The 26,552-nt window shown below is 64.1% G+C and carries 22 protein-coding genes; 12 read left to right on the top strand and 10 right to left on the bottom strand.

The features are described 5' to 3' along the window. Positions 1–53 precede the first annotated feature (53 nt). From AC5RUQ_RS03045 to AC5RUQ_RS03015, 7 genes are all read right to left on the bottom strand, one after another. Positions 54–272: a hypothetical protein gene (locus tag AC5RUQ_RS03045; RefSeq protein WP_493945927.1), complete on the bottom strand. Its 219-nt coding sequence runs from the start codon at positions 270–272 to the stop codon at positions 54–56. A 39-nt stretch (positions 273–311) separates the two neighbouring features. Next, positions 312–1,784: an HNH endonuclease signature motif containing protein gene (locus AC5RUQ_RS03040; protein ID WP_493945926.1), complete on the bottom strand. Its 1,473-nt coding sequence runs from the start codon at positions 1,782–1,784 to the stop codon at positions 312–314. Positions 1,785–1,878: 94 nt separating this feature from the next. Continuing rightward, positions 1,879–4,386 carry a GcvT family protein gene (locus AC5RUQ_RS03035; RefSeq protein WP_493945925.1) on the bottom strand — a complete coding sequence of 836 codons (2,508 nt, stop codon included), beginning with the start codon at positions 4,384–4,386 and terminating at the stop codon, positions 1,879–1,881. A gap of 36 nt (positions 4,387–4,422) precedes the next feature. Beyond that, on the bottom strand, positions 4,423–5,352 hold the full coding sequence (purU, locus tag AC5RUQ_RS03030) for a formyltetrahydrofolate deformylase (RefSeq protein ID WP_493945924.1): 930 nt from the start codon (positions 5,350–5,352) through the stop codon (positions 4,423–4,425). 3 nt (positions 5,353–5,355) lie between these two features. Further along, positions 5,356–7,278, bottom strand: coding sequence for a BCCT family transporter (locus tag AC5RUQ_RS03025; protein WP_493945923.1), 1,923 nt, complete (start codon positions 7,276–7,278; stop codon positions 5,356–5,358). 256 nt (positions 7,279–7,534) lie between these two features. After that, positions 7,535–8,950, bottom strand: coding sequence for a ferredoxin reductase (locus AC5RUQ_RS03020; RefSeq protein WP_493945922.1), 1,416 nt, complete (start codon positions 8,948–8,950; stop codon positions 7,535–7,537). Next, complete coding sequence (locus AC5RUQ_RS03015) at positions 8,947–10,251, bottom strand: aromatic ring-hydroxylating oxygenase subunit alpha (RefSeq protein WP_493945921.1); 1,305 nt, start codon at positions 10,249–10,251, stop codon at positions 8,947–8,949. The genes AC5RUQ_RS03020 and AC5RUQ_RS03015 overlap by 4 nt, the downstream gene beginning before the upstream one ends. A gap of 158 nt (positions 10,252–10,409) precedes the next feature. Here AC5RUQ_RS03015 and AC5RUQ_RS03010 point away from each other — a divergent pair, with 158 nt between their 5' ends. Continuing rightward, entirely contained in the window at positions 10,410–11,342 is a 933-nt protein-coding gene (locus AC5RUQ_RS03010; RefSeq protein ID WP_493945920.1) for a LysR family transcriptional regulator, read from the top strand. Between the two features lie 65 nt (positions 11,343–11,407). Here the strand turns inward: AC5RUQ_RS03010 and AC5RUQ_RS03005 are convergent, their stop codons facing one another. Together AC5RUQ_RS03005 and AC5RUQ_RS03000 are read right to left on the bottom strand one after the other, a co-directional pair. Further along, the gene (locus AC5RUQ_RS03005) at positions 11,408–12,217 is read right to left on the bottom strand and encodes an IclR family transcriptional regulator (protein WP_493945919.1); all 810 of its coding nucleotides are present in this window, start codon (positions 12,215–12,217) and stop codon (positions 11,408–11,410) included. 132 nt (positions 12,218–12,349) lie between these two features. Further along, positions 12,350–13,657: a LuxR C-terminal-related transcriptional regulator gene (locus tag AC5RUQ_RS03000; RefSeq protein ID WP_493945918.1), complete on the bottom strand. Its 1,308-nt coding sequence runs from the start codon at positions 13,655–13,657 to the stop codon at positions 12,350–12,352. Positions 13,658–13,793: 136 nt separating this feature from the next. Between AC5RUQ_RS03000 and hxlB the strand changes: the two genes are divergently transcribed. From hxlB to AC5RUQ_RS02960, 8 genes are all read left to right on the top strand, one after another. Beyond that, positions 13,794–14,396 carry a 6-phospho-3-hexuloisomerase gene (hxlB, locus tag AC5RUQ_RS02995; protein WP_493945917.1) on the top strand — a complete coding sequence of 201 codons (603 nt, stop codon included), beginning with the start codon at positions 13,794–13,796 and terminating at the stop codon, positions 14,394–14,396. A gap of 47 nt (positions 14,397–14,443) precedes the next feature. After that, positions 14,444–15,067, top strand: coding sequence for a 3-hexulose-6-phosphate synthase (gene hxlA, locus AC5RUQ_RS02990; protein ID WP_493945916.1), 624 nt, complete (start codon positions 14,444–14,446; stop codon positions 15,065–15,067). Positions 15,068–15,316: 249 nt separating this feature from the next. Continuing rightward, the gene (locus AC5RUQ_RS02985) at positions 15,317–16,594 is read left to right on the top strand and encodes an ABC transporter substrate-binding protein (protein WP_493945915.1); all 1,278 of its coding nucleotides are present in this window, start codon (positions 15,317–15,319) and stop codon (positions 16,592–16,594) included. Positions 16,595–16,675: 81 nt separating this feature from the next. Then, the gene (locus AC5RUQ_RS02980; RefSeq protein WP_493945914.1) at positions 16,676–17,563 is read left to right on the top strand and encodes a carbohydrate ABC transporter permease; all 888 of its coding nucleotides are present in this window, start codon (positions 16,676–16,678) and stop codon (positions 17,561–17,563) included. Then, the gene (locus tag AC5RUQ_RS02975) at positions 17,563–18,522 is read left to right on the top strand and encodes a carbohydrate ABC transporter permease (RefSeq protein ID WP_493945913.1); all 960 of its coding nucleotides are present in this window, start codon (positions 17,563–17,565) and stop codon (positions 18,520–18,522) included. The genes AC5RUQ_RS02980 and AC5RUQ_RS02975 overlap by 1 nt, the downstream gene beginning before the upstream one ends. A 67-nt stretch (positions 18,523–18,589) precedes the next feature. Then, a complete protein-coding gene (locus tag AC5RUQ_RS02970; RefSeq protein WP_493945912.1) occupies positions 18,590–19,642 on the top strand; it encodes a LacI family DNA-binding transcriptional regulator in 1,053 nt (350 codons plus the stop codon). A 39-nt stretch (positions 19,643–19,681) separates the two neighbouring features. Next, the gene (locus AC5RUQ_RS02965) at positions 19,682–21,265 is read left to right on the top strand and encodes a glycoside hydrolase family 32 protein (RefSeq protein ID WP_493945911.1); all 1,584 of its coding nucleotides are present in this window, start codon (positions 19,682–19,684) and stop codon (positions 21,263–21,265) included. 41 nt (positions 21,266–21,306) lie between these two features. Beyond that, positions 21,307–22,644, top strand: coding sequence for a right-handed parallel beta-helix repeat-containing protein (locus tag AC5RUQ_RS02960; RefSeq protein WP_493945910.1), 1,338 nt, complete (start codon positions 21,307–21,309; stop codon positions 22,642–22,644). 248 nt (positions 22,645–22,892) lie between these two features. On the opposite strand, the gene AC5RUQ_RS02955 is transcribed toward AC5RUQ_RS02960, so the two are convergent. Next, positions 22,893–23,075, bottom strand: coding sequence for a DUF8691 family protein (locus AC5RUQ_RS02955; RefSeq protein ID WP_493946384.1), 183 nt, complete (start codon positions 23,073–23,075; stop codon positions 22,893–22,895). Between the two features lie 543 nt (positions 23,076–23,618). On the opposite strand from AC5RUQ_RS02955, the gene AC5RUQ_RS02950 reads away from it, so the two are divergent. The 3 genes from AC5RUQ_RS02950 (at position 23,619) to AC5RUQ_RS02940 (ending at position 26,524) form a co-directional block, all read left to right on the top strand. Further along, positions 23,619–24,977, top strand: coding sequence for an MFS transporter (locus AC5RUQ_RS02950; RefSeq protein ID WP_493945909.1), 1,359 nt, complete (start codon positions 23,619–23,621; stop codon positions 24,975–24,977). Positions 24,978–25,055: 78 nt separating this feature from the next. Continuing rightward, a complete protein-coding gene (locus AC5RUQ_RS02945; RefSeq protein ID WP_493945908.1) occupies positions 25,056–25,736 on the top strand; it encodes a GntR family transcriptional regulator in 681 nt (226 codons plus the stop codon). Continuing rightward, positions 25,736–26,524, top strand: a complete 789-nt coding sequence (locus AC5RUQ_RS02940) for an aspartate/glutamate racemase family protein (RefSeq protein ID WP_493945907.1) — start codon at positions 25,736–25,738, stop codon at positions 26,522–26,524. Before AC5RUQ_RS02945 ends, AC5RUQ_RS02940 begins: the two co-directional genes overlap by 1 nt. Positions 26,525–26,552 lie beyond the last annotated feature (28 nt).

Genomic DNA, 26,552 nt, shown 5'->3' with positions numbered 1-26,552 from the left:
CGACATCCGGCAGGTGCCGAATGTTGCCGTCGCCGTTTAGTCACTGGGTTCGCTTACACGGGGTTGTTGCCGTCAGGCTGCGCTTCGGGATCGACGTCTTTGCCGTAGCCGGTAGCCGAAGCAAGCCCGCCGACCTGCTGCGCTGCATTCGTTTGTCCTGGCGTAAAACCGCTGTCTGGAGCTCCTTGGGGTTCTCCCTCGGACTCTGGTGCGACGTCCTGCCGCAGGTGCTCGTCGTCCGGAATGTTCTTGGAAACCTCTTCATCAGCCATCCCACCAGCCAAGCACCAGCCGAAGGTGGCTGCAAGGGTTCAATTGGCCCGGGCGTGCAGGAATCGCTCGATGCCGTCTTCTCCGAGGGATAAACCGATGCGCACAAGATCCACGTCGCCGCGCGGCGGATCCACGGGCGCAGACTGCATCAGGTCTGGCCAGTGCGGTGGTTCCCAGTCGTGGTGTTCGCTTTTGTAGTGGCGGCCGGTGGGTGAGGTCCAGCCGGGTGGTTGGTTTGTGGTGGCTTGGGTGGGTGTCCAGCCGGTGGCATGTTTGAGGCGGTGATGTTTGGGGCAGAGTTGCGCCAGGTTGCTGATGCCCGTATGGCCGCCGTGTTGCCAGGCCTGAAGATGGTCTGCCTCGTTGTCCAGGGATGGGTTGTTGCAGCCGGGGAAAGTGCATTTGCCGTCCCTGAGCTGCAGTGCCTTTTTCATGGCTTTGGTAAGGCGGTAGCTGGTGCGGCCGATTTCCAGCGGCGCCCCGTCCCGCGGATCCACCAGCACCCGGTAGAACGAACCCGCACCATTTGTGGCCAGCTGCCGCGCCATCGACGGCGGGATGGGTCCGTACCCGTCGAGCATCGCGGGTTCGTCGGTGAGGCCCAGCAGTGAGAACACGGGCACGGTGACCAGCACCTGCGCGCGGATCGACGATGACGGGCCGGCATTTGTTCCTGCCTCCGTGTCGGGACCGCCGTTGGTTGTTCCGCCGAGGAGCAGGTTGCCGTAGAGGTCCGCTCGCAGCTGGGTGAGGGTCCGGGCCTCTTCCGGGCCCTGTAGTCCCCTTGCGTCGGCGGTGAGCTTGTTCCAGCCCGCCAGCGCCTGGTCTGCGGGCAGGTAGGCGGAGAGCCAGGCCATTCCGTCCTGATCAGGCCGGTATTCTACCCGCCGATCCGCGATGCCCTTGGCGTGGCGTTTTTCGATGGACTCGGCGTGGTGGCGCTCCCGCCAGGTCCGGGCCTTGGTTTTGAACCGGTACGCCGGCATCTCCCCGATCGTGGCCGCGGCGGCCGGTCCCGGTGTGTCCGGGTCCAGGAAGTGGTCCTCCAAGGCGGCGGCCCCGGCCATGTCAAGGCTGGCCGTTTCATCCACCATGACGAGTGCGTGCTGCCAGGAGATCGTCCCCGACTGCAGTGCCGACAGTGTCAGCGGCAACTCCTTGGTCAGGGCTTGGGATGCGGCCAGCAGCGCGCCGGCGGCCCGGTCACTGAGGGCCAGGACGCACCCGATTTCCGCCGCGATCGCCATTTCCTGTCCCTGCACGGGCGCGTCCGGAGCAGCAGCAGCCCGGGCAGTGTCTGCGTACGTCGCTGTGGCCTTGGCCAATAGTCCCGACACCCGGGCCTGGACCCCGGCACCCCCGGCGAGGATGTCCAGGCAACCGTCCGCAAGGCCGGCCAACGGATCAGCAGGGCAGAACGCCTCCGACCCCCAGCCCTCCGCTTCGGCATTGAGCACAGCAAGAGCGGCATTGATGTCCTCAAACGCCTTCGCCACGGCTGCTTTGCCCATAAACCAATCATGGACAAGGGGGTCTGACAATGCGACGGGCACGCGTAAAACCGGGGGCCACCCGTTCGGCGACCCCCGGTTTCTGGACAGCGGGTTACCCCCGGAGGCGCTCCATGCCCGGATCGAACAGCGGTTCCGCAGAGACCGTCGCGGCGATGCGCTTGCCGAAGTACTCGACCTCCACGGCGTCGCCCTCGGAAACCGACGCCGGCAGCCAGGCGTACGCGATCGGCTTGCGGACCGAGTAGCCGTAGGCCGCACTGGTGACGTAACCGGCTGCGGACCCGTTCACGTACACCGGTTCCTTGCCCAGCACGATGGAGGTGCCGTCGTCGACCGTCAGGCACCGGAGCGCCCGTGTGGCCGGCTGCTCCTTGCGTGCAGCAAGGGCCTCGGCACCCACAAACCCGGTCTTGTCCTTGGCAATGGAGAAGCCCAGGCCCGATTCGTAGGGCTGGTGCTCGGACGTCATGTCCGTGCCCCACAGCCGGTAGCCCTTCTCCAGCCGCATGCTGTTGAAGGCCCCGCGGCCGGCGGCAACGATGCCGTGCTCCTGGCCGGCTTCGAACAGCAGGTCCCACAGCTTCAGGCCGTACTCGGCGGTGGTGTACAGCTCCCAGCCGAGCTCGCCCACATAGGAGAGGCGCATGGCCGTGACCGGGATGCCGCCCACCGAGATTTCCTTGGTGCGGAAGTACTTCAGGCCGTCGTTGGTGAGGTCGTCGGCGCTGACCTTGCCGATGACTTCACGGGCCAGCGGACCCCACAGTCCGATGCAGCAGGTGCTGCCGGTGATGTCGGCGACGTGCACCCACTGGGCGGGATCCGCGGCCGACTGCTTGCGGGCCTCAACCCGGAGGTAGTCGAAGTCCACGTTGCTGTTGACGCCAAGCTGGAATTCCTCCTCCGCCAGCCGTGCGACGGTCACGTCACTGCGGATGCCGCCGTCGTGCTCCAGCAGCAGGCAGTACGTCACGGCACCCGGTTTCTTGGCAATGTTGCCCGTGCTGACCCGGTGCAGCAAATCCTGCGCACCGGGGCCCACCACAGACAGCCGCTTCAGCGGCGTCATGTCGTACAGTCCGACGGCGGTACGCGTCTTCCACGCCTCGGCAGCCGAGATGGGGGACGAGTACAGGGCGGACCAGGCATCCCGCTCGGGCGTCTGCCACTCCTCCGGCAGCTCCTCGAGCAGGCCGCGGTTGGCCTCGAACCAGTGCGGCCGCTCCCAGCCGGCGGACTCCAGGAAGAACGCCCCCAGCTCCTTCTGCCGCACATTGAACGGGCTGACGCGCAGATCCCGCGGGGATTCCCTGGGCTGCAGCGGGTGCATGACGTCGTAGATTTCCACGAAGTTCTGCTGGGACGTCTCGCTGACATACGCGTCGGAGGTCTGCACCTTCTCGAAGCGTGTCAGCTCGCAGCCGTGCAGGTCCGTGCGGGACCGGCCTTCTACCAGCAGCTCCGCCATTGCCTTGGCCACGCCGGCCGAGTGCGTGACCCAGACAGCCTCGGCCACGAACAGGCCGTCGAGCTCGGGCGCCTCGCCCATGAGCGGGCCACCGTCGGGGGTGAAGGAGAAGATGCCGTTGAAGCCGTCCTCGATCGCGGAGCTGCGCAGCGCCGGCAGCAGGTCCTGGCTGTCCTCCCACGCGGGCAGGAAATCTTCCAGGGTGAACTCCAGCCGGGAGGGCATGCGGTGGTCCGACATTTCCTCTGCGGCGACCTTCGGCAGGGCGGACATGTCCACCGGCATGGGGCGGTGGGCGTAGCTGCCGATGCCGATGCGGTTGCCCCATTCGCGGTAGTACAGGTCCTTGTCCTGGTAGCGCAGGATGGGCTTGCTGGCACCCTTGGGAAGCTCGTTGACGCCTTCAAGTTCGGGCAGCGGAGTGCTGACCACGTACTGGTGCGCCAGCGGCAGAAGCGGCACCTCCAGGCCAACCATCTTGCCGAGCTCACGGCCCCAGAAGCCTGCACAGGAGACCACGATGTCTGCCGGGATCAAACCCTCCGACGTTTCCACGCCCGTCACCTTGCCGCCCTCCTGGGCGATGCCGGTGACGGTGGTGTTGCCCTGGTACGTCACGCCGGCCTCACTGGAGCGCTCGATCAGCAGCTGCACCGCACGGGCGGCCAGGGCCAGGCCGTCGGTGGGGATGAGCAGGCCGCCGAGGACCTCGCGGCCGCCGGTGAGCTTGCCGGTGTTCAGGAGGGGGTAAATCTTTTCGCATTCATCGGCGTCGACGATCCGGCTTTCCACTCCCCACGAGGTCATCACGCCCATTTTGCGGTGGAGATCGGCCAGCCGCTCCGGGGTGGTGGCCAGTTCCAGGCCGCCTACCTGGTTGAAGCAGGACTCGCCGTCCTTGCTCAGCGACAGGAACTTGTTGACCGTGTAGGTGGCGAATTCGGTCATGGTCCGTGACTGGTTGTTCTGGAACACCAGGCCCGGTGCGTGCGAGGTGGAGCCGCCGGCAAGTTCCAGCGGGCCCTGTTCCACCACCATGATGTTGGTCCAGCCCCGGGTGGCGAGTTCGTCGGCAAGGTTGGTTCCGACAATGCCGGCGCCGATAATGACAACGCGTGGTGATGCGCTCATAAGTGTTGTTTCTCCTGTTTTGCGTGGGCGTTGGCGTTAGCGGAAGACGACGGTGCGGGTGTTGTTGAGCAGGACCCGGTGCTGGGAGTGCCACTTAACTGCGCGGGACAATGCCTGGGATTCGGCGTCTCTGCCTACCGTGACCAGTGCGTTCGGGTCCAGGCTGTGGTCCACCCGGAACACTTCCTGCTCGATGATCGGGCCCTCGTCCAGGTCTGCGGTGACGTAGTGCGCGGTGGCTCCGATGAGCTTCACGCCACGGTCATAGGCCTGGTGGTAAGGCTTGGCGCCCTTGAACCCGGGCAGGAAGGAATGGTGGATGTTGATGGCGCGGCCGCGGAGGCTGGCGCACAGGTCGTTGGACAGGACCTGCATGTAGCGTGCAAGGACCACCAGGTCGGCGTTGTACTCGGCCACAAGTTCCAGCAGGCGCGCTTCGGCTTCGGGCTTGGTAGCGGCCGTGACCGGGACGTGGATGAACGGCAGGCCGGCGGCTTCCGCCATGGGGCGGAGGTCCTCGTGGTTGGACACCACGACGGCGATTTCCGCACCCAGGCTGCCGGCGCGCCAGCGGAAGATAAGGTCGTTGAGGCAGTGGCCGAACTTCGAGACCATCACCAGCAGGCGCTGGGGGCGGCCGTCGTGGATGGCGAATTCCATGTCGAACTCATCGGCGACGGCAGCGAACTCCGCGCTGAGGCCTTCCGCGGAAACTTCGTTGTCCCCCGGGGTGAAGGCCGTGCGCAGGTAGAGCTTGCCGCTCATGTGGTCATCGAACTGCTGGTGTTCAACGATGTCGAAGCCGCGGTCAGCGAGGAATGCGGTGATGGCCCGGACGATTCCGGGGCGTTCCGGGCACGCAAGGGTAAGGACGTACTGCACGGTGTCGGTACCGCGGACGCCGGCAACGTCGCCGGCCTCCACGGTCGCATTACCGGTGGGGCGGCCCTCAAGGACTGTGGTCATGGTTTACTCCTGGTTCTTTGCGGGGGCTGGGGTGTCAGCGGGGGAAGCGGCGCAGGGGCCGCCGTCCGAACAGCGCTGATCACATTCATGCTTGGTAACGAGATCGAACTGGACGCCGCCGTGCTGGTCCACGCCGGTCCGGATGGCGCGCTCCACTACTGAGTCAGCCAGCCGCCGCCGCAGGGACAGCGGATCCCGGCGCAGGTCCTTCACCAGGGCGAAGCAGAGCAGCAGCATGACCAGCACGAACGGCAGGGCGGCCACGATGGTGATGCGCTGCAGGCCGGACAGTGCCTCCGAAGGCTCGTCTCCGCCGGCCAGCATCATCACGGCGGCAACCGCGCCGGTGAGGAGGCCCCAGAAGATGACCAGGCCGCGCTTCGGGTCCGAGGATCCGTTGGAGCTCAATGACGCCATGATGATCGACGCCGAGTCGGCTCCCGTGATGAAGAAGATGGCCACCAGAACCATGGCGAGGACGATGACCGCCGCGGTCAGCCAGGCCGGCATGGACATGTTCTTCACCAGGTCGAACAGGGCTCCGTCAAAGTCGATGGACGGTGACCCGCTGGCCATGGACACGAGGCCGGCCGTGCCTGCCTTATCCGCGTCCTCCTGGATCTTGAAGGCCGTTCCGCCGAAGATGCCAAACCAGATGACGCTGACGATGCTGGGTACCAGCAGGACGCCGGTGACGAACTGCCGGATGGTGCGGCCGCGGCTGATCCGGGCGATGAACATGCCCACGAAAGGCGTCCAGGACACCCACCAGGCCCAGTAGAAGATGGTCCAGCCGGACATCCAGGTGCGCAGGGCCTCGTCACCGACGGCCTCGGTGCGGGAGGACATCTCGGCCAGGTCCCTGGCGTAGTCGCCCACCGCGGCCGGGACGAGGTTGAGGATGAACAGCGTTGGCCCTGCGATGAACACGATGAGCGCCAGGACAACAGCCAGGACCATGTTGATGTTGGACAGCCACTGAATGCCGCGGCTGATGCCGGACACCGCCGAGGCCACGAAACACGCAGTCAGGATGGCAACGATGGCCACCAGGACGGGGGTACCGATCTCGCCGATCCAGCCGTTCGAACTGAGGCCACTGCCGATTTGGAGGGCGCCGAGACCCAGGGAAGCCGCCGTGCCGAAGAGCGTGGCGAAGATTGCCAGGATGTTGATGAACTTGCCTACCGGCCCTTCCACCGTCCTGATGCCGAATAGAGACGTGAACGCCGCGGAAATCAGCTGCCGGCGGCCCAGGCGGTAAGTTCCGTAGGCCATGGCAATGCCGACGACGGCGTACATCGCCCAGGGATGCAGGGTCCAGTGGAAGATGGAGGTGGCCATGGCGGTCTGGATGGCCGCGGGGGTCCGTCCGTCCACCGTTCCCGGTGGCGGGGAGATGTAGTGGTAGAGCGGCTCGGCCACACCATAGAACATCAGGCCGATGCCCATGCCGGCCGCAAACATCATGGCGATCCATGACACGGTCCGGAACTCAGGCTTTTCGCCGTCCTTGCCCAGTGGGATGTTGCCCCACTTGCCCAGTGCCAGCCAGAGGACGAAAACAACGAACAGCGAGGCCAGGACCATAAAGAGCCAGCCGGTGTATTCCATCACCCACCCGAGGGCGGCTGTTGAGGTGGCGGCCAGGCTGTCCCGGCCGAGGAAGCCCCAGGCCACGAAGGCCAGGGCGAGGACACCGGTGATACCGAAGGTGGCCTTGTCGAGCGTGAGCTTGCGGTTCCGCCGTTCAGCCACGGCCTGTTCGGAACGGGTCTGGCGAAGCTCCTGCATGATCTGTTCGGTGTCCTCCGCGTCGTGGGAGTCGTGGGCGGAAGGGGAGTTTTCCGGTGCAGGAACGAGCTTGGGCTCCTCCAGCTCGTTGGGGGGTTGGGCATCCGTGCGGATGTCGCTGTTCAAAGCCATGTCAAGTCCTTTGGTTTGAATTCATGGGCTCACGCTGTGCTCCGGCGTCCCCAAACCGGGTGGAAGATCGGGGCTTCCTGTCATTCAGTGATCAAGGTCAGCTTTGCTTCCAACGCGGCGGCTGTTCCGTAAAGAACAACACGTCTCGCCATAAGCAACAGAGTGGCCCGAGTCACAGCCACCTGTCAAGGTTTTTCCGAAGTTTGAAGCCCTATTTCAGGGGTTCGGCTGCGCTGACAGTGGGCCGGCAGAAGGGTCAGGCATCGATAACGAGGTCCGTCTGCGCGGTGGAGCAGCAGGGCAGGAACTTGCCTGCTGAGATTTCCCGCGCCCGTATCCCGCCCTGGTGGTTCATCTCGACCTCTCCGGAAAGCTTGACGACCTTGCAGGAGCCGCACATGCCTTCCTTGCAGTTCGCGCCGATCCTGACGCCGGCGCGCTGGGCCGCCTCGAGGATGTGTTCGGTGGGGTCGATCCGGACATTGATGCCGGTGCGCATGAAGGACATGGTGAGGCTCCCTGTTCCCACCGTGCTGAAGGTGGAGGCGTCAGGGGAACCGGCTTCCGGTTCCATGCCCGGGCTGTCGACGGCGGGGGTGGAGCCGGGTGCTTCCGGGTGGGCGGTTTCCAGCGGCAGCCCTGAGGCCTGCAGCGTCCCGTCGGCGTCGTAGCCGGGCTCATAGAGCCCGAACGCGGCGGGCTGGCTTTCGTAGTAGTCCTCGGCGGATTCGGCGATTTCTTCGGCAATCTCCTCCGCGACGTCGGCGGCAAGTGACACTTCCTGCTGGTATTCAAGGAGGGTCTGGCGGTCTCCGGAGAAGAACTCGATGTAAATGGAAGTGTCATCGACGCCGACCTTGTTGAGGAGCTCGGTGGCGGTGTTCAGGTAACCCTCGGGACCGCATGCGTACACCTGCCGGCCGTTGGCATCGGGGGCCACCTCCTCGAGCATGGCCGCCGTCAGCCTTCCTTTGAGCCCTTCCCACCCCTCCGGTACGCTGCGGTCGCCCAGGGAATAGTGGACCTTGAAGCGGGAGTCCACGGAGGCGATGTAGGCCAGTTCCCGGTGGAAGGCAAAGCCTCCAGCATCCGAGCCGTGGTAGAGCACCACAACATCGGCGTGTCCGGGCAGGGAGTGGATGGTCCGGACCATGGACATGATGGGAGTGATGCCGGCGCCGGCAGCAAGCAGGAGATACCGTGCCCGCCGGTCGGCATCGGGCAGGTGGAACGCTCCCACCGGTCCGAGCATCTCAAGGACGGTGCCGGGTTTGACGTTCTCGTGCACCCAGGGCGAGACCAATCCCGTGGGGTCGCACTTGACGGTGATGCTGAAGGTCCAGGGCTCGGTGGGCGAACTGGACAGCGAGTAGCTGCGGTCCACCGGTTCCTGGTCCTCGCCATTGACGGGAAATGCGACGTTGACGTACTGGCCGGCACGGAACGCCAGCGGCGCACCGTCGCAGCGCCGGAACACGAAGGTCATCATGGCGCCGGCCTCGGGAACGGTCTCGACACATTCGGCCATAAACTCCTGCGGGTGCCATGGGCCCAGCGCACGGGCTGCCCGGGCAGGTGCCTCCGGGCTTCCCATCACCCTGTTCCACGGCATCTCAAGACCGCGGATACGCTGTGGTTCCTGGATGGCCGTTTCGGTGAGGAGTTCGATCATGCCAAGTGCTCCTGCACGCGCTGCACGTACCAGTTGATGAATGCCTCGACCTGGTATTCGCTCTTCATGTAGGGACCGGGCTCGTAGGCGGGACTGCCGGCACCCTGCTGGCACAGCTCCACGAACGCCTTGTCCTGCAGGTTCGTTTGCTTCCAGGTGTAGGTGAGCTTCTCCAGGTCGTAGTCGACGCCTTCCACGGCGTCGTCAGCCACCAGCCAGGTGGTGCGCACGAGGCTCTGGTGTTCGTTGATGGGGAAGACACCGAACGTGATCACGTGGTCGCCGAGGAAGTGGAACCAGCTGTTGGGCTGCAGGTGCATCGAGCAGCGGCCAAGACGGAAATCGGGCAGGTCGCCCAGTAGCTTCTTGGAAAGCCGCCGCCCGTCCGCGGAGAATGATTCACCCTCTCCATCGAGTGATTCCCGCGAGATCCGGATTCCCGCGATGCGGGTGTCAAGCTGCTCGACCACCTCATAGGGAAGGCCGTAGCGGCGGCAACGCTCCTCAAGGGAGGACTGGGCGTCCTTGTTCCGGTTCCACACTTCCTCAAGGTGGGGCGGGATCAGGCCCTCCGTCAGGCCCCAGGTGGGGAAGAGGGAGCAGGCGAGCTCAGGGTGGCCGTCGCAGTGGTAGCACTCACGGTTGTTCTCCATGACGAGCTTCCAGTTGCCCTCTTCGATGATGTTCTGCTGGTAGGCAATTTTTGTCTTCGAGAGATCGTGGGGCGCCAGGTAGGGCTCAAAGATCTTTGCGGTTTCGTCGAAGTCCGTCGGCGGTTCATCAGCGATGCAGACGAAGATGAGTCCGGCGACCTCGCGGCCGTGGGCGCGTTTGAGGCCGAAGCAGCTCTTGTCGAACTTCGTTTCCCCCGGCGCGGAGGCATGGATCAGATTGCCCTCCGGGGAGTATGTCCAGGAGTGGTAGCCGCAGACCAGGTTTCCGGTTGACCCGGCAGCTTCGGTGAGGACGCGGGCGCCGCGGTGGCGGCATACGTTGTGCAGGACATTGACGGCGCCGTCATCGTTGCGCAGCACAATCAGGGAGTAGGGCCCGTAGTCGACAGTGACGTAGTCGCCCGGCTCCGGCAGTTCGGCGGTGCTGGCGGCAAAGATCCAGTGCTGGCCGAAAATGGCCTCCATGTCGATGTTGAAGATCGATCGATCGGTGTAGAAGGGGGCATCGAGGGAGTAGCCGGTGCGCCGGAACTCAAACAGCGCGCTGATTTCTGCCAACTGCTCGGCAGGCAGGGACGCAGCGAGTTTTCCGCGTGAATTGAGGGGCACGTTCACTGAAGCAGTCATGGGTTTCCTCCCGGGAGGCATGGGTAGTGGGTGTTGCGTTGGCCATGCGTGCGCGGGGTGCTACCGGCATGGTCGAAGTAGTTGTACTGATGAGATTAGGGTCACAGCAGCTGCAACAAAAGCGCAAGATTTTGAAGATCACCATGCACAATGGATGCATGATCGATCCACGGCTCATAACCCTTCGGGTGTTTGCCCGGTGCGGAACTGTCGGCGCAACCGCGGAACTCACGGGCTATTCTCCCTCGGCCGTCTCCGCGCAGTTGCGGGAGCTTCAGCGCGTGCTGGGAATGCAGCTGCTGACGAAGGACGGCCGGGGTGTACGGCTGACCGCCACGGGCCGCTTTCTCGTGGCGGGCTCGGATACCCTCATTGCCCAGTGGGAGAGCCTGCGCGCCGCAGCCATGGAGGCCGGCGACCAGGTCCAGTCCCACTTTGGCCTCGGCGGATTTTCCACTGCAGCCGCACAGTTGCTCGCGCCGCTGGCCGCCACCTTGCGCTCAACACGCCCCCTGCTGGAGGTGCAGGTTCTTGAGGCTGATCCGGCCCGCTGCTTCGACTTGTTGGTTGCGGAACGAATCGACCTTGCAGTCATTGTCGCCATGCAGTCGGACAATTATGGTGAGGACGATCCGCGCTTCGAGCAGAGAGTTCTGCTCGATGATCCACTGGACGTGATCATTCCCGGAGACCATCCGCTGGCAGCACGGGAAACAGCGACGCTCGAAGAGCTGGCATCGGAACCGTGGATCACGGAGACCGCCGGTTCCACGTACCATTCCCTCTTTACCGCGGCGTTCACAGCAGTCGGCGTGACACCGCGGATTGCGCATGAGGCCGTTGAATGGGAAACCCAGATCGCGTTCGTGGGTGCGGGGCTGGGCGTCGGCCTGCTGCCCCGGCTGGCGCCCTTGCATGGTGCCGAGAACGTGGTTCGGCTACGCATCACCGGCAAGGCAAAACCCACGCGCCGTATCGTCGCCGCGGTGCGCAGGGGCAGCATCGTCTCACCCCTGATTCAGGAGTCGCTCCGCATCCTGCAGGCTAATGCCAATCGTATCCTCACTGCCCGTCCCGAAGAGGATCTCTAAGCGCTGCCGGCGCGCGGTGTCCTGGCGTTCGGCAGCTTCCTTATCCTCAGCTGGACGCTGATGCCTTAGCGGCCGGTGTAGCCCATCTTGGCGCTGACCTGCAGCCCGCCGTGCTTCAGCGCTTCGATCAGTCCCGGGATCCCTTCCGGATCAAAGCGGAAGGCCGGGCCGGAGATGCTGATGGCCCCGATCACGGCACCCATGTGGTTGTAGACGGGAACGGCGGCCGCCGTCAGTCCGATCTCGAATTCCTCGCGCACCACCCCATAGCCGTCGCGGGCGACGGCGAGCAACTGGTTTTCAAGTTCCTTGCGGTTGGTGATGGTCCGGGGAGTCCGCGACGGCAGGCCGGTCTCCTTCAGGATGCGGTCCCGATCCTCGGCCGGCAGCGCGGCAAGCAAAACCTTCCCGCTCGAGGTGGCGTGCAGAGGCGTCAGGTTGCCCACCCAGTCATACGTGGCCAAGGTCGAAGGCCCCATTGCCTGGTCCACGTTAACGGCATAGTTGGAGCGCAGCACGGCGAGGTTCACCGTCTCCTTGAATTCCTCCGCCAGGCTTTCCAGGACGGGGCGGGCCTCCCGGACCAGGCTGAGCCTGCCCGGGATGGAGCTGGCCAGGCGCAGGATGCCGAAGCCCAGCTGGTACTTTCCGCGCTCGCTGTTCTGATGGACCATTTCCCTCGCCACCAACGAGCCGAGCAGGCGCGAGACCGTGGACTTATGGATGCCCATCTCCTCGGCGATGTCACTGACGCCGGCATGGCCGTCCCGCGCCAGGATTTCCAGCACCGCAAGTGCCCGGTCAACGGACTGTACTCCTCCGGACTGACCGCCCTCACCATCAATGTCAGATTCAGGGTCAATGTTCGAAGCCATGATCCATACTCTCGAGTAGTTTCTGCGGCTCGCTCTCCCGCAATGAGGCCGCCTGAAGCGTCCTCCCGGCTAGTTCCACACGTCCGATCCTAGACTGCGGACTGTGACGGAGCTGACATGGCGTCAAGTGGCTTAACGCAATCCGCTGCTGTGTGCGAGCGCAATCGCTTCTGTGCGTGAGGACGCCCCGATCTTCCGGAAGATGTTCCTGAGATGGAACTTCACTGTGTTTTCACTGATGTGAAGCTGCCCTGCGATGGCGCGGTTCCGCTGGCCGGCAGCCAGCAGTTGGAACACCTCGAGTTCCCGCTCCCCGAGCTTCCATCCCGCCACGTCGGCGGGCTGGCGTGATGGCGGATCGAGCGGAATGGTGACAGCGATATCGGCACCCCAGCCTGGCATTACGTCCACCCCCATGCTCCCGTTGAGCACCTCAACGCGTTGGACGAGGCGCGCCATGGCCGGTGCCGACGCCGACAGTTCCCCGGGTCCGTCGTCGCGCACGTTGATGAGGAGGTTGACACCGTCGCAATCCCATTGGGTGCGGATTCTGCGCACTCCGTCCTGGTCCACCATGGCCAGGACCAGTCCGCGCACGATCGCCCTGGCAGCATGCGCCACCTCGCCGGGCAGCGCCCGGCCGTTTACCGGCGGCTCGATGAACTGCACGTCGATCCCGCTGAAGTTCATCAACGGCCGCAGGTCCTCGCGGAGGCGCTGGAAAGCGGAAGCCACAGGTTCTTCGACAAGGTCCGTGGTGCGGTCGCTGAGGGTGCGGAGTCCCACCAGCGCCTTGGCGGCGACATCCGTTGCTGCCGTCCGGGCAGCGGCGTCGGCAAGTGCCGGCGACCTTAGCGCCGAGAGCAGGGTTTCGAGGGTGGTGGATTGCTGGTCCACGAGTTCCGCCGTCACCCGAAGGCGTTCCGCCGAGGCGGCGCGGGATTCGATGAGGTACGACGGCGGCGCATCAGCCACCTTTTCGCGGATCCGCTCGGCTGCCAGAGTCCAGAGGTAGCGGAGGATCCACTGTGCTTCACCCTCGGCGGCGGGGTCCTGTGATAGACGGAGGGGGCTGGGCTGGGGGTGCGGGCTGGGTTGCGGGTCCGCAAGGACCAGCATCGCATTGCTTGGCGACGAGAAGGCGAGGACCGGGCGTACGTCACCGCCAAACGCGGCTTCGCCGCGCCAGGTATTGCTGCCTCCGTCGTCGGCGAGTGAGGCCCTAATGGCATCCAGTTCGGCGATTGACACCCGGCTGATGATGGCCTCATCACCGGCCTTCTTCTGTGGCCTGCCGGTGCAGTCCTCGGTGAAGATCACCAGGGCGCTGGATGTGAGATAAGGGTCCATGGCCTCGTGCAGCCGGTGCGCTATGTCAATCAGCGGGGCCGTAGCCAGGGCGGCGACCGCTTTGAGCAGGGCTGTATTGGTGCGTTCCACGTGCCCAGTGTATGGGCAGGCGGGTGAGGACGACCTACCCCTTTGGGTAGTCAGAACCGTCCAATGATGGCGTTTTACCTACCCTGCGGGCGGGCGACGATGAATGCGTCACAACGTTGAGAAGGAGGTAGTCGCCATGAGCGCCATCACAGAAACTGAGACGGCGGCCCTGACCGGAACACCACGGGCTTTTGACCGCAACCGGATCCTAGTCCTGGACGAGATCAGCGACGTCTTCCAGCGGGTTGACCCGGCAGAGGTCGCGGCCCTGGTGACAGAGCTGCGGCTGGCGGACAGGATCTTCGTGACCGGCGCCGGACGGAGTGGCCTTGTCCTGAAGATGGCGGCGATGCGGCTGATGCATCTTGGATTGACCGTGCATGTGGTGGGCGAAACCACGGCGCCGGCCATCCGCGCGGGTGACTTGCTGCTGGCAGCTTCCGGTTCCGGAACCACAGCGGGGATCGTCACGGCGGCGGAAACCGCCGCCGCGCAAGGCGCCAGGGTGGCCGTCTACACCACCAGCAAAGGTTCCCCGCTCGCGGCCGCCGCTGCCGCCGTCGTGCTTATCCCGGCCGCTCAGAAGACGGACCACGGTTCGGCTCTGACGCGGCAGTACTCGGGGAGCCTCTTCGAGCAGGTGCTGTTCGCCACCACCGAGGCGGTGTTCCAAAGCCTTTGGGACGAGGATTCGTCCGCGCCCGAAGACCTGTGGCAACGGCACGCCAACCTCGAGTAAGCCACCCACTCCCCTACCCATTTATCAAAAAACCGAAAGAGACAAAAATGAAGCTGCAAGTAGCAATGGATGTCCTCACCGTCGAAGCTGCACTCGACCTGGCCGGCAAAGTCGCCGAGTACGTGGACATCATCGAACTGGGCACGCCGCTGGTGAAGAACGCCGGACTCTCGGCAGTTACCGCCGTGAAGACCGCCCACCCGGACAAGATCGTGTTCGCGGACATGAAGACGATGGATGCCGGCGAGCTGGAAGCGGAGATCGCGTTCGCCGCGGGCGCGGACCTGGTGTCAGTCCTCGGCAGCGCCGACGACTCCACCATCGCCGGCGCCGTCAAGGCCGCCAAGTCGCACAACAAGGGCATTGTGGTGGACCTGATCGGGGTTACGGACAAGGTGGCCCGCGCGAAGGAAGCCCGGGCCCTGGGTGCCAAGTTCATCGAGTTCCATGCAGGGCTGGATGAGCAGGCCAAGCCCGGCTACAACCTGCACGTGCTGCTGACCGCCGGCGAGGAGGCCCATGTCCCGTTCTCCGTGGCCGGCGGCGTGAACCTTGCCACCATCGAGGCCGTACAGCGGGCCGGCGCCGACGTTGCCGTAGTAGGAGGTTCCATCTACAGCGCCGACGACCCCGCCGTGGCAGCCAAGGAACTGCGGGCGGCCATTATCTAGGTCTTTTCGCTAATTCCGGCCCGCAGGAAGCGGGCCCTGGTTCACATCACGACGGTGGCCCCGCATCTTTTTGATGCGGGGCCACCGTTCGTTTGGTGCCGTCACCGAGAGGTTGAATCCCGGCGGGTGTGATGCTTGACACTTCTCCCATCACGGTCCTATTGTTGGTGCTAAGTCGTTTTAGCAAAACGATTTTTCACCCCAATTCCTGTCTCGCATTTCCGTTCGAGAGAAAGTGAGTCGACAGCGATGTCCACTCGAAACACCATCAACAGGTTCGCCACCATCGGCGGCATCTGCACCGCCGTCGCACTGGCGGCCACCGGGTGCGGTGCAGGGGGCCCCACCACCACGGGTAGCGCCGGCACCAGCACAGTGAACGTCCTGGTCGAGGCCGGCGGCCACGCCGAGCTGACCGGCGTGGCGGAACAGTGCAAAAAGGACGCCGGAGTTGACGTGAACTTCGTCGAACTGCCCTACGACGGCATGTTCAACCGGCTTTCCAGCGAATTCTCCTCCGGCAACGTCTCCTTCGACGTGGCTGCCCTGGACTCCGTGTGGCTCCCCAGCTTCAAGGACGCCGTCCAGCCCATCGACGAACTCTTCACCGATGAGGCCAAGAAGGACATCTTCCCGGCCCTGGTCAAGGAAGCCAACGTGGACGGGCACTTCATCGGCATGCCCGCCTGGACCAACGCCGAAATTATCCTTTACCGCAAAGACCTCTTCGAGGACGCCAAGAACATGGCGGACTTCAAAGCCAAGTACGGCTACGACCTCGCAGCCCCCACCACCTGGAAGCAGTACCAGGACATCTCCGAGTTCTTCACCAGGGATGGCATGTACGGAACGGACGTGAAGGGCGGGGTGGAAACAGAATGGCTGGCCCACGTCCTCCAGGCGGGGTCTCCCATGGTTCTGGACGGGGACAAGGTGGTCATCGACAACGAGGCGCACAAAGAGGCCCTGGACTTCTACGTAAGCCTCACCAAGTCCGCTCCGTCAGGTGCCGCGCAGGTTGACTGGGCTGCCGCTCAGAACCTGTTCAACCAGGGCAAGACGGCGATGACCCGCTTCTGGGCCCACGCCTACCGGCAGATCCCCAAGGATTCCGCCGTGGCCGGCAAGGTGGGAACAGCGCCCATGATTGCCGGATCCGCCGGCATCGGAGGCGTTCCGGGACCGTGGTACCTGACAGTCCCCAAGGCCACCAAGAACGCTGATGGCGCCAAGAAGTTCGTCAAGTGCGCCTACGACTACAACGACAAGGGCATCGAATCCAGCCTGGGCCTTGCTTCCCGCATCTCCGCCTTCGAGAAGTACCAGGACAAGGAAGGCTACGAAAGCTTCGGACCCCTGATCGAGACCCTCAATGGCGAGGCCACCGCCACCCGCCCGGCCACCGAGAAGTGGCAGCAGATCGTGGACACGGTACTGGTTCCCATGCTGCAGAAAGCCGTGGCCGGCGGTGACTCCGCCGCCCTCCTCGCTGACGCCAAGAAGCAGATCGAGGACCTCCTCAAGTAAGACCCCCGCGGCCGGCACCTGCCGAAGAGGCACAGCAAGCCCGGTGCCGGCCGCGGCCCCCAACCAGCGGAAGAGAAAACCGTGCGTATCTCCGATCGCCGCTTCGCATTGTTCCTGATGACACCAGCGGCGCTGTTCCTGGCAGTGTTTGTCGCCTTCCCCCTGTTCCGCCTCGTGGCGGACAGCTTCTTCAAGATCTCGCCAATTGCCGGCGGCCCCCGCGACTTCGTGGGCCTGGATAACTACTTCGGGGCCTTCGCCTCCGAAGCCTTTATCGGCGCAGGTTGGCGGACCCTCGCCTACACCTTGATCGTGGTCACCCTCGAATTCGCCCTCGGCCTGGGCATGGCGCTGCTGTTCACCACCCTGGGGCGCAGCTCCCAAATCTGGCGGACCGTGTTTATGTACCCGCTGATGATCGCCCCGATCGTGGCAGGCCTCCTCTGGAAGTTCCTGATGATCGACAACTTCGGGCTCATCGGGACCCTCCTGCACCAGGCCGGCATCCTGTCCAACCCCAACCAGATCGGCTGGCTCTCGGACCCGAACATCGTGCTCTACTCCGTAGCCATTCCGGACATTTGGCTGACCACATCGTTTATGTGCCTGGTGCTCTTCGCCGGGCTGCAGAACATCCCAGGGGACCTGATTGAAGCAGCACGCCTGGACGGCGCACGCGCACCCGCCATGCTGTTCCGCATCATCCTGCCGCTCCTGCGTCCGGTCATCGCCGTCGCCCTGGTGGTCCGCGGCATCGACGCGGCCCGGGCCTTTGACACCATCCTTATCCAAACCAACGGCGGCCCCCAGTCCGCCTCGGAAACCATGAGCCTGCTGATCTACCGGACCATGATCCGCTTTGGGGATCCCGGGTTGGCCAGCGCCATGGGCACCCTCTACCTGCTGGCCATGCTGGCCGTCGCGTTCATCGCGGTGTCCACCATCTGGCGGCCAGGAAAGGACAACTGATGCGCGTCGCCGAGCGAATTAAGAACGACGGCGGGAAGGCAGCTCCCGCGGCTGCCGGGCCTTCCGCGCCAAGCACCACAAGCGGCGGCGGCGGTGGCCGCAAGCGCCGGGGCGTCAACCGCGAAGGCCTGGAAGCGGGCCGGCGGAGCACCAGGACCCTGCTGTGGATCCTCCTCGCGGCAGCGATGGTGCTCTACGGTTTCCCGTTCCTGTACCTGCTTTTCACATCCTTCAAGACGCCGATCGACACGATTGCGGTGCCGCCCACCATCCTTCCCCGGGAATGGACGCTGGAGAACTACACCAACGCGCTGGGCCGCAGCGGAGTCCTCGCCTCCTTCATCAACAGCATCCAGACGGCCATCATCAGCACCGTGCTTTCGCTGGTGCTGGCGGTACCGGCGGCCTACGGCATCACCCGTTACAAAACCCTCAGCGGCAGGATCTTTATCATGGCCGCGCTGGTAACCCGTATGGTGCCGCCGGTGGCGATCGGCATTCCGCTGGCTTCGATGATGGCGTCCATGGGCTTGTCCGATACGCCCATCGCCTTGTCCATCGCCCACACCACTATCTCGCTGCCGCTCTCGATCTGGCTGATGTCCAGCTTCTTTGAAGCCGTGCCGAAGGACCTGGAGGAAGCTGCCACCGTGGATGGATGCAGCAGGCTCGGCGCCCTGTGGCGGGTGGTGATCCCGGTGGTCTCCGGCGGCATCGCGGTCACCGCGATCTTCGCCTTCCTGGCGTCCTGGAACGAGTTCCTCTTCGCACTCCTGATGACAGCGATCCGCTCCCAGACAACGCCCGTGGTGATCGCGAACTTCCAGACCCAGTTCGGCCTGGACTGGGGATCCATGACGGCGCTGGCGGCGGTCTACTCCATCCCGGTCATCATCCTGACCCTCCTCTTGCAGCGCAAGATCGTCGCAGGGATGACGCTCGGCGCCGTCAAGGGCTAGGCAAAGCAACGAGTAGCCTACTGGTAACCCCCAGGGGCATCACAAACCATAAGGACGTGGGAGACAGATGAGCAACAAGAACATCGGCATCAAGGACGTGGCGGTTGCCGCCGGCGTGTCCGTGACAACTGTCTCCCACGTCCTCAACGACGTTTCCTATGCACGGATCAGCCCCGAAACCAGGGACAAGGTCAGGTCCGCGGCCGAGGAGCTCGGTTATGGACCCAACCGCCTTGCCCAGGCCCTGCGCACCCAGCGAACCGGCATGCTGGGCCTGGTCAGCGAGGATATCGCCACCACACCGCACGCGGGCCGGATCATCCTCGGCGCGGACGAGGCCGCCAAGGCGCGGGGATACAACCTCATGATCATCAACACCTCCGGCTCCGCAAGCCTGGAATCCCGGCAGGCCGACGTCGAGGCCCTCCTGGAACGCCGGGTGGACGGCATCCTCTACGCCACGATGTATCACCGCAAGGTGGAACTACCGGCCAACCTCGGCAGCGTGCCCTCCGTCCTGGTGGACTCCGTGGCCGCCGGCGGAAACATCACGGCCGTGGTTCCGGACGAGGAGGGGGGTGCACGCACGGCAGTGGAAGCGCTCCTCGCAGCGGGCCACACCCGTATCGGCTTCATCAACAACACGGACGACGTTCCCGCAACCCATGAGCGCCTCCGGGGCTTCCGGGCCAGGCTGACCGAAGCAGGGCTCGACGGCGACGCGGCACCTGTCGAGTCCGAGGTCTCCGAGGTGCAGGGCGGCTACGAGGCGGCCCGGCGGATCCTGGCACGCGAGGAACGCGCTGATATGCCTACGGCATTGTTCTGCTACAACGACCGGATGGCGATGGGTGCCTACCGCGCCGCTGCGGAGTTCGGGCTCGCCATCCCGGATGACCTCTCAGTGGTGGGCTTCGATGACCAGGAACTGATCGCCGCCAACCTTCATCCCGGCCTCACTACCGTGGCCCTGCCGCACTATGAAATGGGTGCCTGGGCCACCGAGCACCTGATTGACGCCGTCGAGGGGAAGACCGACCTTGCCCTCATGGCGCTTCACCCGACCATTCTGAGCTGCCCCCTCGTGCCCCGTGATTCCATCGCGGCTCCGCGGCACTAGGCAGCCAGCCCCTTCCACTTCCCACGAGGACCGCCAGATATGTCCAGTCGCCTTGATGCTGCACGCCCGGAAACAGCCCCGGCAGAAACCTCCAGGTTCCGGCCTGCCGTCCACTTCACGGCAAGGGATACCTGGCTGAACGACCCCAATGGCCTGGTTTTCCACGACGGCTTGTACCACCTCTTCTTCCAGACCAACCCGTACGGCAGCGTCTGGGGCAACATGTCCTGGGGCCACGCCACCTCCCGTGATTTGCTGCACTGGACGGAGCACCCTGTTGCCATTGCCTGTGACGAGGCAGAGGACATCTACTCAGGCAGCGTAGTGATTGACCATGCGAACACCTCCGGTTTCGGCACGGCCGAGGCACCTGCCCTCGTGGCCATCTACACCAGCGCCTACAAAGCCGCGTCCGAACACTGCGGCACGCAGGCGCAGTCCCTGGCATACAGCACAGACGCAGGAATGACCTGGCAGAAATACGGGAACAACCCCGTCCTCAGCAGGAACTCCGCGAACTTCCGCGATCCCAAAGTCTTCCAGTATCAAGGGGACCACGGTGCCTGCTGGGTCATGGTCGCCGTCGAAGCGCAGCACCAAAAGGTGGTCTTCTACCGTTCGGAAGACCTCAAATCCTGGGACTTCCTGAGCGACTTCGGCCCGGCCAATGCCGACGCCGGCGAATGGGAGTGCCCCGATCTCTTTCCGCTGAAGGTGGACGGGGACCCGGACACCATCAAATGGGTACTGATCGTCAACGTCAATCCGGGCGCTGTGGCGGGCGGCTCCGGCGCCCAGTACTTTGTCGGGCATTTCGACGGCGTCCGCTTCACCCCCGATCCCGGGTCCGTTGTGGCGCCGGTAGGGGTCAGCGCTCTGGGCGATTCCGCCGCTGCCGCAGCAGCGCTGCAGCAGTGCTTGTGGCTGGACTGGGGACGCGATTGCTACGCCTCCGTATCCTTTAGCGACGCCCCGGATGGCCGCCGCATCATCATCGGCTGGATGAACAACTGGGACTACGCCAACGAGCTGCCCACCGCCCCCTGGCGGTCCTCGATGACCCTCGCCCGCGACCTGCGCCTCACAGCAGTCAACGGCTCCGCCCGCCTGATCCAGCAACCGGTCCTGGCGGACCCATGCGCAGGAGAAATCCTGCCTGCTGGGACGGATCTTATGGATGCGGACGCCTTTGAGCTGCGGAATTCATCTTTTCGCTTGCCGGATGCGGTACCCGGCAGGGCCCACATCATCGAGGCGGAAATACTGCCCGGAAACGCCAAAGCCGTGGCTTTCCATCTGTTCGGAAGCGCTGACGGGAGCGAGGGTGCCATCCTGAGCTACAACACAACTAGCGCCCAACTCATCCTGGACCGCAGAAGGTCAGGCAACACCGGCTTTCACCGAAAGTTTCCCTCCGTGGAGTCAGCCCCGCTGGTACTCGAGGACGGCGTGCTCAAGCTGCAGATCGTCGTCGACCACTGCTCGGTGGAGGTCTTCGCCCAGGGCGGCGCGGTGGTCCTGACTGACCTCATCTTTCCCAAAAGCGGAAACCTGGAGAACCGGGTATGGGCTGAGGGCGGACCAGCGACGATACTGAAGCTCGCGGTCTCGACACTCACCTAATCCCCGCAGCGCCACAGAAACCACAAGACAGGGAAGAACCCATGCCAAGCAGCAACCACTACGACGTGACGACGTGGCCGGTCGGCAATCCGTCCAAGGACGTCGGTGAAGTCATCAACAGCATCATCGCTGACATCAAGGACCGGCAGACCGCCATCGATGTGGACAGTGGCGGAAAGCCAGGCGCCGTAATCTATATTCCGCCCGGGGATTACCACCTTCGCACGCAGGTGGTAATCGACATCAGTTTCCTTCGGATTGAGGGCTCGGGGCACGGCTTTACGTCGTCGAGCATCCGCTTCAACGTGCCCGAAGACGAATGGCCGGACCTGCACGAGCTATGGCCCGGAGGGAGCCGCATCATCGTGGACATTCCCCTCGCCGGAGATGGGGAGGAAGCCAAGGGAGCCGCCTTCTACGTTGAGCGAAGCGGGAGCCCGCGGATCAGCTCGGTGGAGTTTTCCAACTTCTGCATCGACGGGTTGCACTTCACCCCGGATGGCTCAGGGATGCCGGCGGAGAACACCTACGTCAACGGCAAGACCGGTATCTACGTGGCGAGCGCCAATGACTCATTCCGGGTAACCGGCATGGGGTTCGTCTACCTTGAGAATGCCCTGACCATCTGCAAGGCAGACGCGCTTTCCATCCACGACAACTTTATCGCCGAATGCGGAAGCTGCATCGAGCTGCGCGGGTGGGGGCAGGCATCAAAGATTACGGACAACCTGGTGGGAGCAGGCCCCAAGGGTCACTCGATCTACGCCGAGAACCATGGCGGCCTCCTGATAACCGCGAACAACGTGTTTCCCCGCGGGGCGAGCAGCGTCCACCTCAACGGCGTCACGCGGTCAAGCGTCACCAACAACCGTCTGCATTCGTTCTACCCCGGGATGCTGGTTCTCGCGGACAGTTCGGAAAACCTCGTGGCCACGAACCACTTCCTGCGTGACCATGAGCCCTGGACGCCCTTCCTCGGGGTGGACAACGGACTGGACGACCCCTACGGACTTCTCTGCGTCAGCGGCAGCAATAACTCGGTCATCGGCAACCACTTTTCCCAGATCGTCGACTCGGAAAGCATCCGGCCTGCGGGTGCGACGCCCGTCGTCATCCGGCTGATGGCGGGGGTGGGCAACTTCGTCTCCAACAACCACGCGGTGGCGATGGACGTTCGCTCCACATCAAGTGACTCGTGCTTCTCCGCCCAGGTGGACGCTCTGCTGGCAACCGAGGCTTCGCAAGCCCTCGCCGTTACGGCCGTCAAGGTTGATCCCGCATCAGCGCGCAATACCATCCTTGATTCCGGAACTGACGCCGAAGTTACCGCGGATAGGGCGGTTAATGCTTTGAGGGCCACACCCGCGATAGGTTCCTAGGTTGCACCTGCATTTGTGGCTGTCCCTCCAGTGTGACCCCTCCCCGATCTCCCGGTAACGGTCCTAAGCGTTGGCTCGGCCCATTGCTGGGCTTACGTTGTTGCTTGCACGAGCGACATTGCGAAGTATCCAGAAGGCAAGGAAAGCGGCGGCCACTGCCAAACCAACCAGGCCCAGCGGCAGCACAGTTTCCGGAAACACCGTCCGCAGCGCGATGGGAACTGAACTCAACGTGTAGAGGATGAGTTTTAGTGACCCTCGTCCGGGCCCGCTGGAGGGCTGATCATTCGTACGGAGATGAGGACCATGCCCAGGTCACGGACCTTGTTGAGGAGGCTGTGCAGTGCGGCCTGGTCTGTTACCGGGCCGTAGAAGGCTGTTGTACCGTCACTTGCGCGGGTGAGTTCGAGATGCTCGAACCATTCCCCCAGTGATCATCGAGGTGCCCTTCCACCCGGAGCTCGTAGTGGCCGGGTTCGTGCTCGTCTGTGATCATCATTGGGCCACAGCGCGGCCACGCCCCGGGACGACGGTCCCGGCAGCCGGGGAGCCCGTTAGGCGGGTGCTGACCCACAGTGAGTAGCCTAACCACGCCACGGCCATACCTACGGGGAGGGCGGCGAAGCTTCCCACAGCGTGGGAACAGCGGAAGCAGGGCGGTAGAGGCTGATCCCACCGCCAACAGGATGCCCGCCCAGCGACGGCAGTCACAATTGGAATTTTCGCCACATCCGGGCCCAGGGTCGAAAAGCCCTTGACAGTGGCGCGCGTCACTCCTACTCTGATTTTGGGATCCCAAAACGGGATCCCAAATCTAGCTTCGTCTGGCGCTCCGGATCGCCCAAAGGCGCAGCCGGGTTTCGCTCCCGCAGTGCCAGCGACCAGATCTGGTCTTCAGTTCCCACCCGGCACACACCCGCACATTTGCCCGTCCCTGCTTTCCCCATCCGTAACTTCCCCGTGAAGGAGAAGCTGTGTCTATTCCTAATACTGAAACAGCCGCCACCGACGGCACTGTAAGCCCGGTAGCCACCGACGACCCGCAGAAGGATGGCGTGCAACGACGCACCACCGTCCGTTGGAAGCTTTTCCTGTTGCTCCTGGTCCTGGTTGCCGTCAACTACATCGACCGCGGTTCCATTTCCGTGGCGCTCCCCATCATCCAGAAGGAATTCAATCTCGCCCCGGAACTGGTGGGCTTGCTGCTCTCGGCCTTCTTCTGGACGTATGCCCTCATGCAGATCCCCGTCGGCTGGCTGATCGACCGGTTCGGACCCCGCAAGGTCATGACCGCGTCCTGCGTCGGCTGGGGGGCTGCCACTGCGGCCTCGGGCATGGCAGGTGGATTCCTTAGTATGTTCATCGCCCGCATGGGCATCGGCGTCACCGAGGCCGGCGTCATGCCAGCCGGCGGCAAACTGAATGCCATTTGGATGCACAAGTCCGAACGCGGCCGCGGCGCGACAATCCTGGATGCCGGTGCACCCCTTGGTGCAGGGCTTGGCGGCATCATCATCGCCGGACTTATTGCGTCCACCGGCAGCTGGCGCCTGGCCTTCGTGATCGCCGGCGCCGCTACCGTCCTCATGGGTCTCGCCGTCTGGTGGTACGTCCGGGACAATCCCCGCGAACACCGCGGCGTGAACGAGGCCGAGGCCAGCTATATCGAAGCCTCCCACGCGGCAGAGGACGCCGAAGCGGAGCTCGACGGCAGCAAAGGCAAGCGCGCCTTGCTTCCCTACCTGAAATTCCGCTCCTTCTGGGCCATGTGCCTGGGCTGGCTGGGTTTCAACGGCGTGTTCTACGGCCTGCTCACCTGGGGCCCGCTCTACCTCGCCCAGGACAAAGGCTTTGACCTGAAGACCATCGGCTGGTCCACCTTCGTGATTTTCGGGGCAGGATTCGTTGGCGAAATCATCGGCGGCACCATCGCCGACAAGTGGCGTGCTTCCGGCGCCTCAGCCAACCGCGTCATGCGGACCCTCCTGGGAATTTCCAGCCTGGTGGTCATTGGCGGTCTCATCGGCGTCACGGTGGTTCCCGACCCCACCACGGCCGTGGTCCTGCTGTCGCTCGTGATGTTCTTCCTGCGCTGGGTCGGCCTGTTCTGGAGCATCCCATCCATCCTGGGCGGGCGCACCAACGCGGGCGTCCTGGGCGGTGCCATGAACTTCAGTGGCAACATCTCCGGATTCGTCACACCCATCGCCGTCGGCCTCATCGTGGGGGCCACAGGTTCATACACGTGGGCCCTGCTGTACTTCGTAGGATCAGCGATCATTATGGGTGCATCTGTCCTGACGTTGAACTACAACAAGCGGCTTCCTGTCTAAGCTGGCCACCCAAGGCAACACGCAACCCACGCCCCCGCTGCCGGGAGCGACGTCACACGAAAACCCGAATGGAGCACCATGCTTATCGCAGAAGATACCCAGGACAAGGAACGCCCCCTCCGCGAGGCCGTCCGGGACACACTTCGCACCCGGATTTTCGAAGGACATTACGCTCCCGGCACGCGGCTGGTGGAACGTGACCTGGCGGCGGAATTCTCGGTTTCCCGGCTGCCCGTCCGCGAAGCACTCCGCATGCTCCGTCAGGAAGGCCTTATCAGTGACCGCGGTGCACGGGGAGCAGAAGTCAGCACCCTGAGCCCCAAAGACGTGGAGGACCTCTTCGACGTTCGCCAGTCCTTGGAAGTCCTGGCCTGCCGGCTCGCCGCCATCAGGGCAACCGAGCAGGACCTCGCATACCTGAAAGGGCTGCTCGACGACGCCGAAGGCTTCCTCGCCAAGGGCGCCGTTCGGGAAGCGCACCGCTCAAACAGTGAGTTCCACGACGCCATCACCTCCATCGCTGACAACAACTTCCTCAAATCAGCACTGGAACCTCTCCAGGGCCGCATGCACTGGCTTTTCCGCCACGTCAGTGACCTGCCGGAACTCATCCAGGAACACCGCGATCTGTACACAGCAATCGCCACCGGGGACCCGGACCGTGCCGCGGCACAATCCGCATCCCACATCGGCAAGTACCGCGAACAGTTTCCCGAGGACTTCCAGAAAACCGAACCCCAACTTCACCGGAAGAAATAATGCGACTCCTGGTCATCAACCCCAACATCAGTGACGATGTCACCGCCCTGATCGAATCCGAGGCCCTCCGTTCCGCTGCACTCGGCACCGAACTGGTGGTCCGCACCGCCGGCCGCGGAGTGGAATACATCGAGACGCGTTTCGAATCCCTCATCGCAGCCGGCGCCGTAGCCGAGATCATCGCCGAATACACCCGCCCTGGCACGGAGCCCGTCGACGGGGTGGTGGTGGCAGCGTTCGGCGACCCCGGAATGCCCGCCCTCAAGGAACTGGCGGACGTTCCGGTCGTCGGCATCACCGAGGCAGCACTCTGCGCCGCCGCACTGCAGGGCCACCGCTTCTCCATCATCGCCATCTCAGAGCGCATCAAACCCTGGTACCGAGATTGCGTTGAGCGGTTCGGCCTGCTCGGAAGGCTGGCCTCCATCAGGTCCATCAACGAAGAGCTCAACGGCATCGGCTCTGTCCAGCGGGACTTCAAGGAATCCCTCCTGGCACTCAGCCGCCAGGCCGTCGAGGAGGACGGCGCCGACGTCGTTATCCTCGCAGGGGCACCGCTTGCCGGGCTGGCCCGCGAACTCAAAGAGCAGATTCCCGTCCCCGTAGTGGACGGAATCTCAGCCGGAATTCGCATGGCAGAGGCCGTAGTGGGCCTTCAGTCCGGTCAGCACCGCGAAGGCGCCTTCGCTCCCCCACCCGCCAAGGGCCGCAAGGGACTCAGTGAAAACCTCGACGCCGCCCTCTCCGCCGCGCAGAACAGCGCCGCGTCCGCGCTGCCCACCACTTAGACAAAAAGCTTTCTTCAGAAGGAGGACA

The sequence above is a fragment of the Arthrobacter sp. MDT2-3 genome (genome assembly GCF_059090465.1).
This window is presented reverse-complemented; position numbering and strand designations above follow the sequence as displayed.

Excerpts from the sequence above, each read along its gene's own strand:
- AC5RUQ_RS03045 (WP_493945927.1), bottom strand. The coding sequence starts at position 272 with ATGGCTGATGAAGAGGTTTCCAAGAACATTCCGGACGACGAGCACCTG.
- AC5RUQ_RS03040 (WP_493945926.1), bottom strand. The coding sequence starts at position 1,784 with ATGGGCAAAGCAGCCGTGGCGAAGGCGTTTGAGGACATCAATGCCGCT.
- AC5RUQ_RS03035 (WP_493945925.1), bottom strand. The coding sequence starts at position 4,386 with ATGAGCGCATCACCACGCGTTGTCATTATCGGCGCCGGCATTGTCGGA.
- purU (WP_493945924.1), bottom strand. The coding sequence starts at position 5,352 with ATGACCACAGTCCTTGAGGGCCGCCCCACCGGTAATGCGACCGTGGAG.
- AC5RUQ_RS03025 (WP_493945923.1), bottom strand. The coding sequence starts at position 7,278 with ATGGCTTTGAACAGCGACATCCGCACGGATGCCCAACCCCCCAACGAG.
- AC5RUQ_RS03020 (WP_493945922.1), bottom strand. The coding sequence starts at position 8,950 with ATGATCGAACTCCTCACCGAAACGGCCATCCAGGAACCACAGCGTATC.
- AC5RUQ_RS03015 (WP_493945921.1), bottom strand. The coding sequence starts at position 10,251 with ATGACTGCTTCAGTGAACGTGCCCCTCAATTCACGCGGAAAACTCGCT.
- AC5RUQ_RS03010 (WP_493945920.1), top strand. The coding sequence starts at position 10,410 with ATGATCGATCCACGGCTCATAACCCTTCGGGTGTTTGCCCGGTGCGGA.
- AC5RUQ_RS03005 (WP_493945919.1), bottom strand. The coding sequence starts at position 12,217 with ATGGCTTCGAACATTGACCCTGAATCTGACATTGATGGTGAGGGCGGT.
- hxlB (WP_493945917.1), top strand. The coding sequence starts at position 13,794 with ATGAGCGCCATCACAGAAACTGAGACGGCGGCCCTGACCGGAACACCA.
- hxlA (WP_493945916.1), top strand. The coding sequence starts at position 14,444 with ATGAAGCTGCAAGTAGCAATGGATGTCCTCACCGTCGAAGCTGCACTC.
- AC5RUQ_RS02985 (WP_493945915.1), top strand. The coding sequence starts at position 15,317 with ATGTCCACTCGAAACACCATCAACAGGTTCGCCACCATCGGCGGCATC.
- AC5RUQ_RS02975 (WP_493945913.1), top strand. The coding sequence starts at position 17,563 with ATGCGCGTCGCCGAGCGAATTAAGAACGACGGCGGGAAGGCAGCTCCC.
- AC5RUQ_RS02970 (WP_493945912.1), top strand. The coding sequence starts at position 18,590 with ATGAGCAACAAGAACATCGGCATCAAGGACGTGGCGGTTGCCGCCGGC.
- AC5RUQ_RS02965 (WP_493945911.1), top strand. The coding sequence starts at position 19,682 with ATGTCCAGTCGCCTTGATGCTGCACGCCCGGAAACAGCCCCGGCAGAA.
- AC5RUQ_RS02960 (WP_493945910.1), top strand. The coding sequence starts at position 21,307 with ATGCCAAGCAGCAACCACTACGACGTGACGACGTGGCCGGTCGGCAAT.
- AC5RUQ_RS02945 (WP_493945908.1), top strand. The coding sequence starts at position 25,056 with ATGCTTATCGCAGAAGATACCCAGGACAAGGAACGCCCCCTCCGCGAG.
- AC5RUQ_RS02940 (WP_493945907.1), top strand. The coding sequence starts at position 25,736 with ATGCGACTCCTGGTCATCAACCCCAACATCAGTGACGATGTCACCGCC.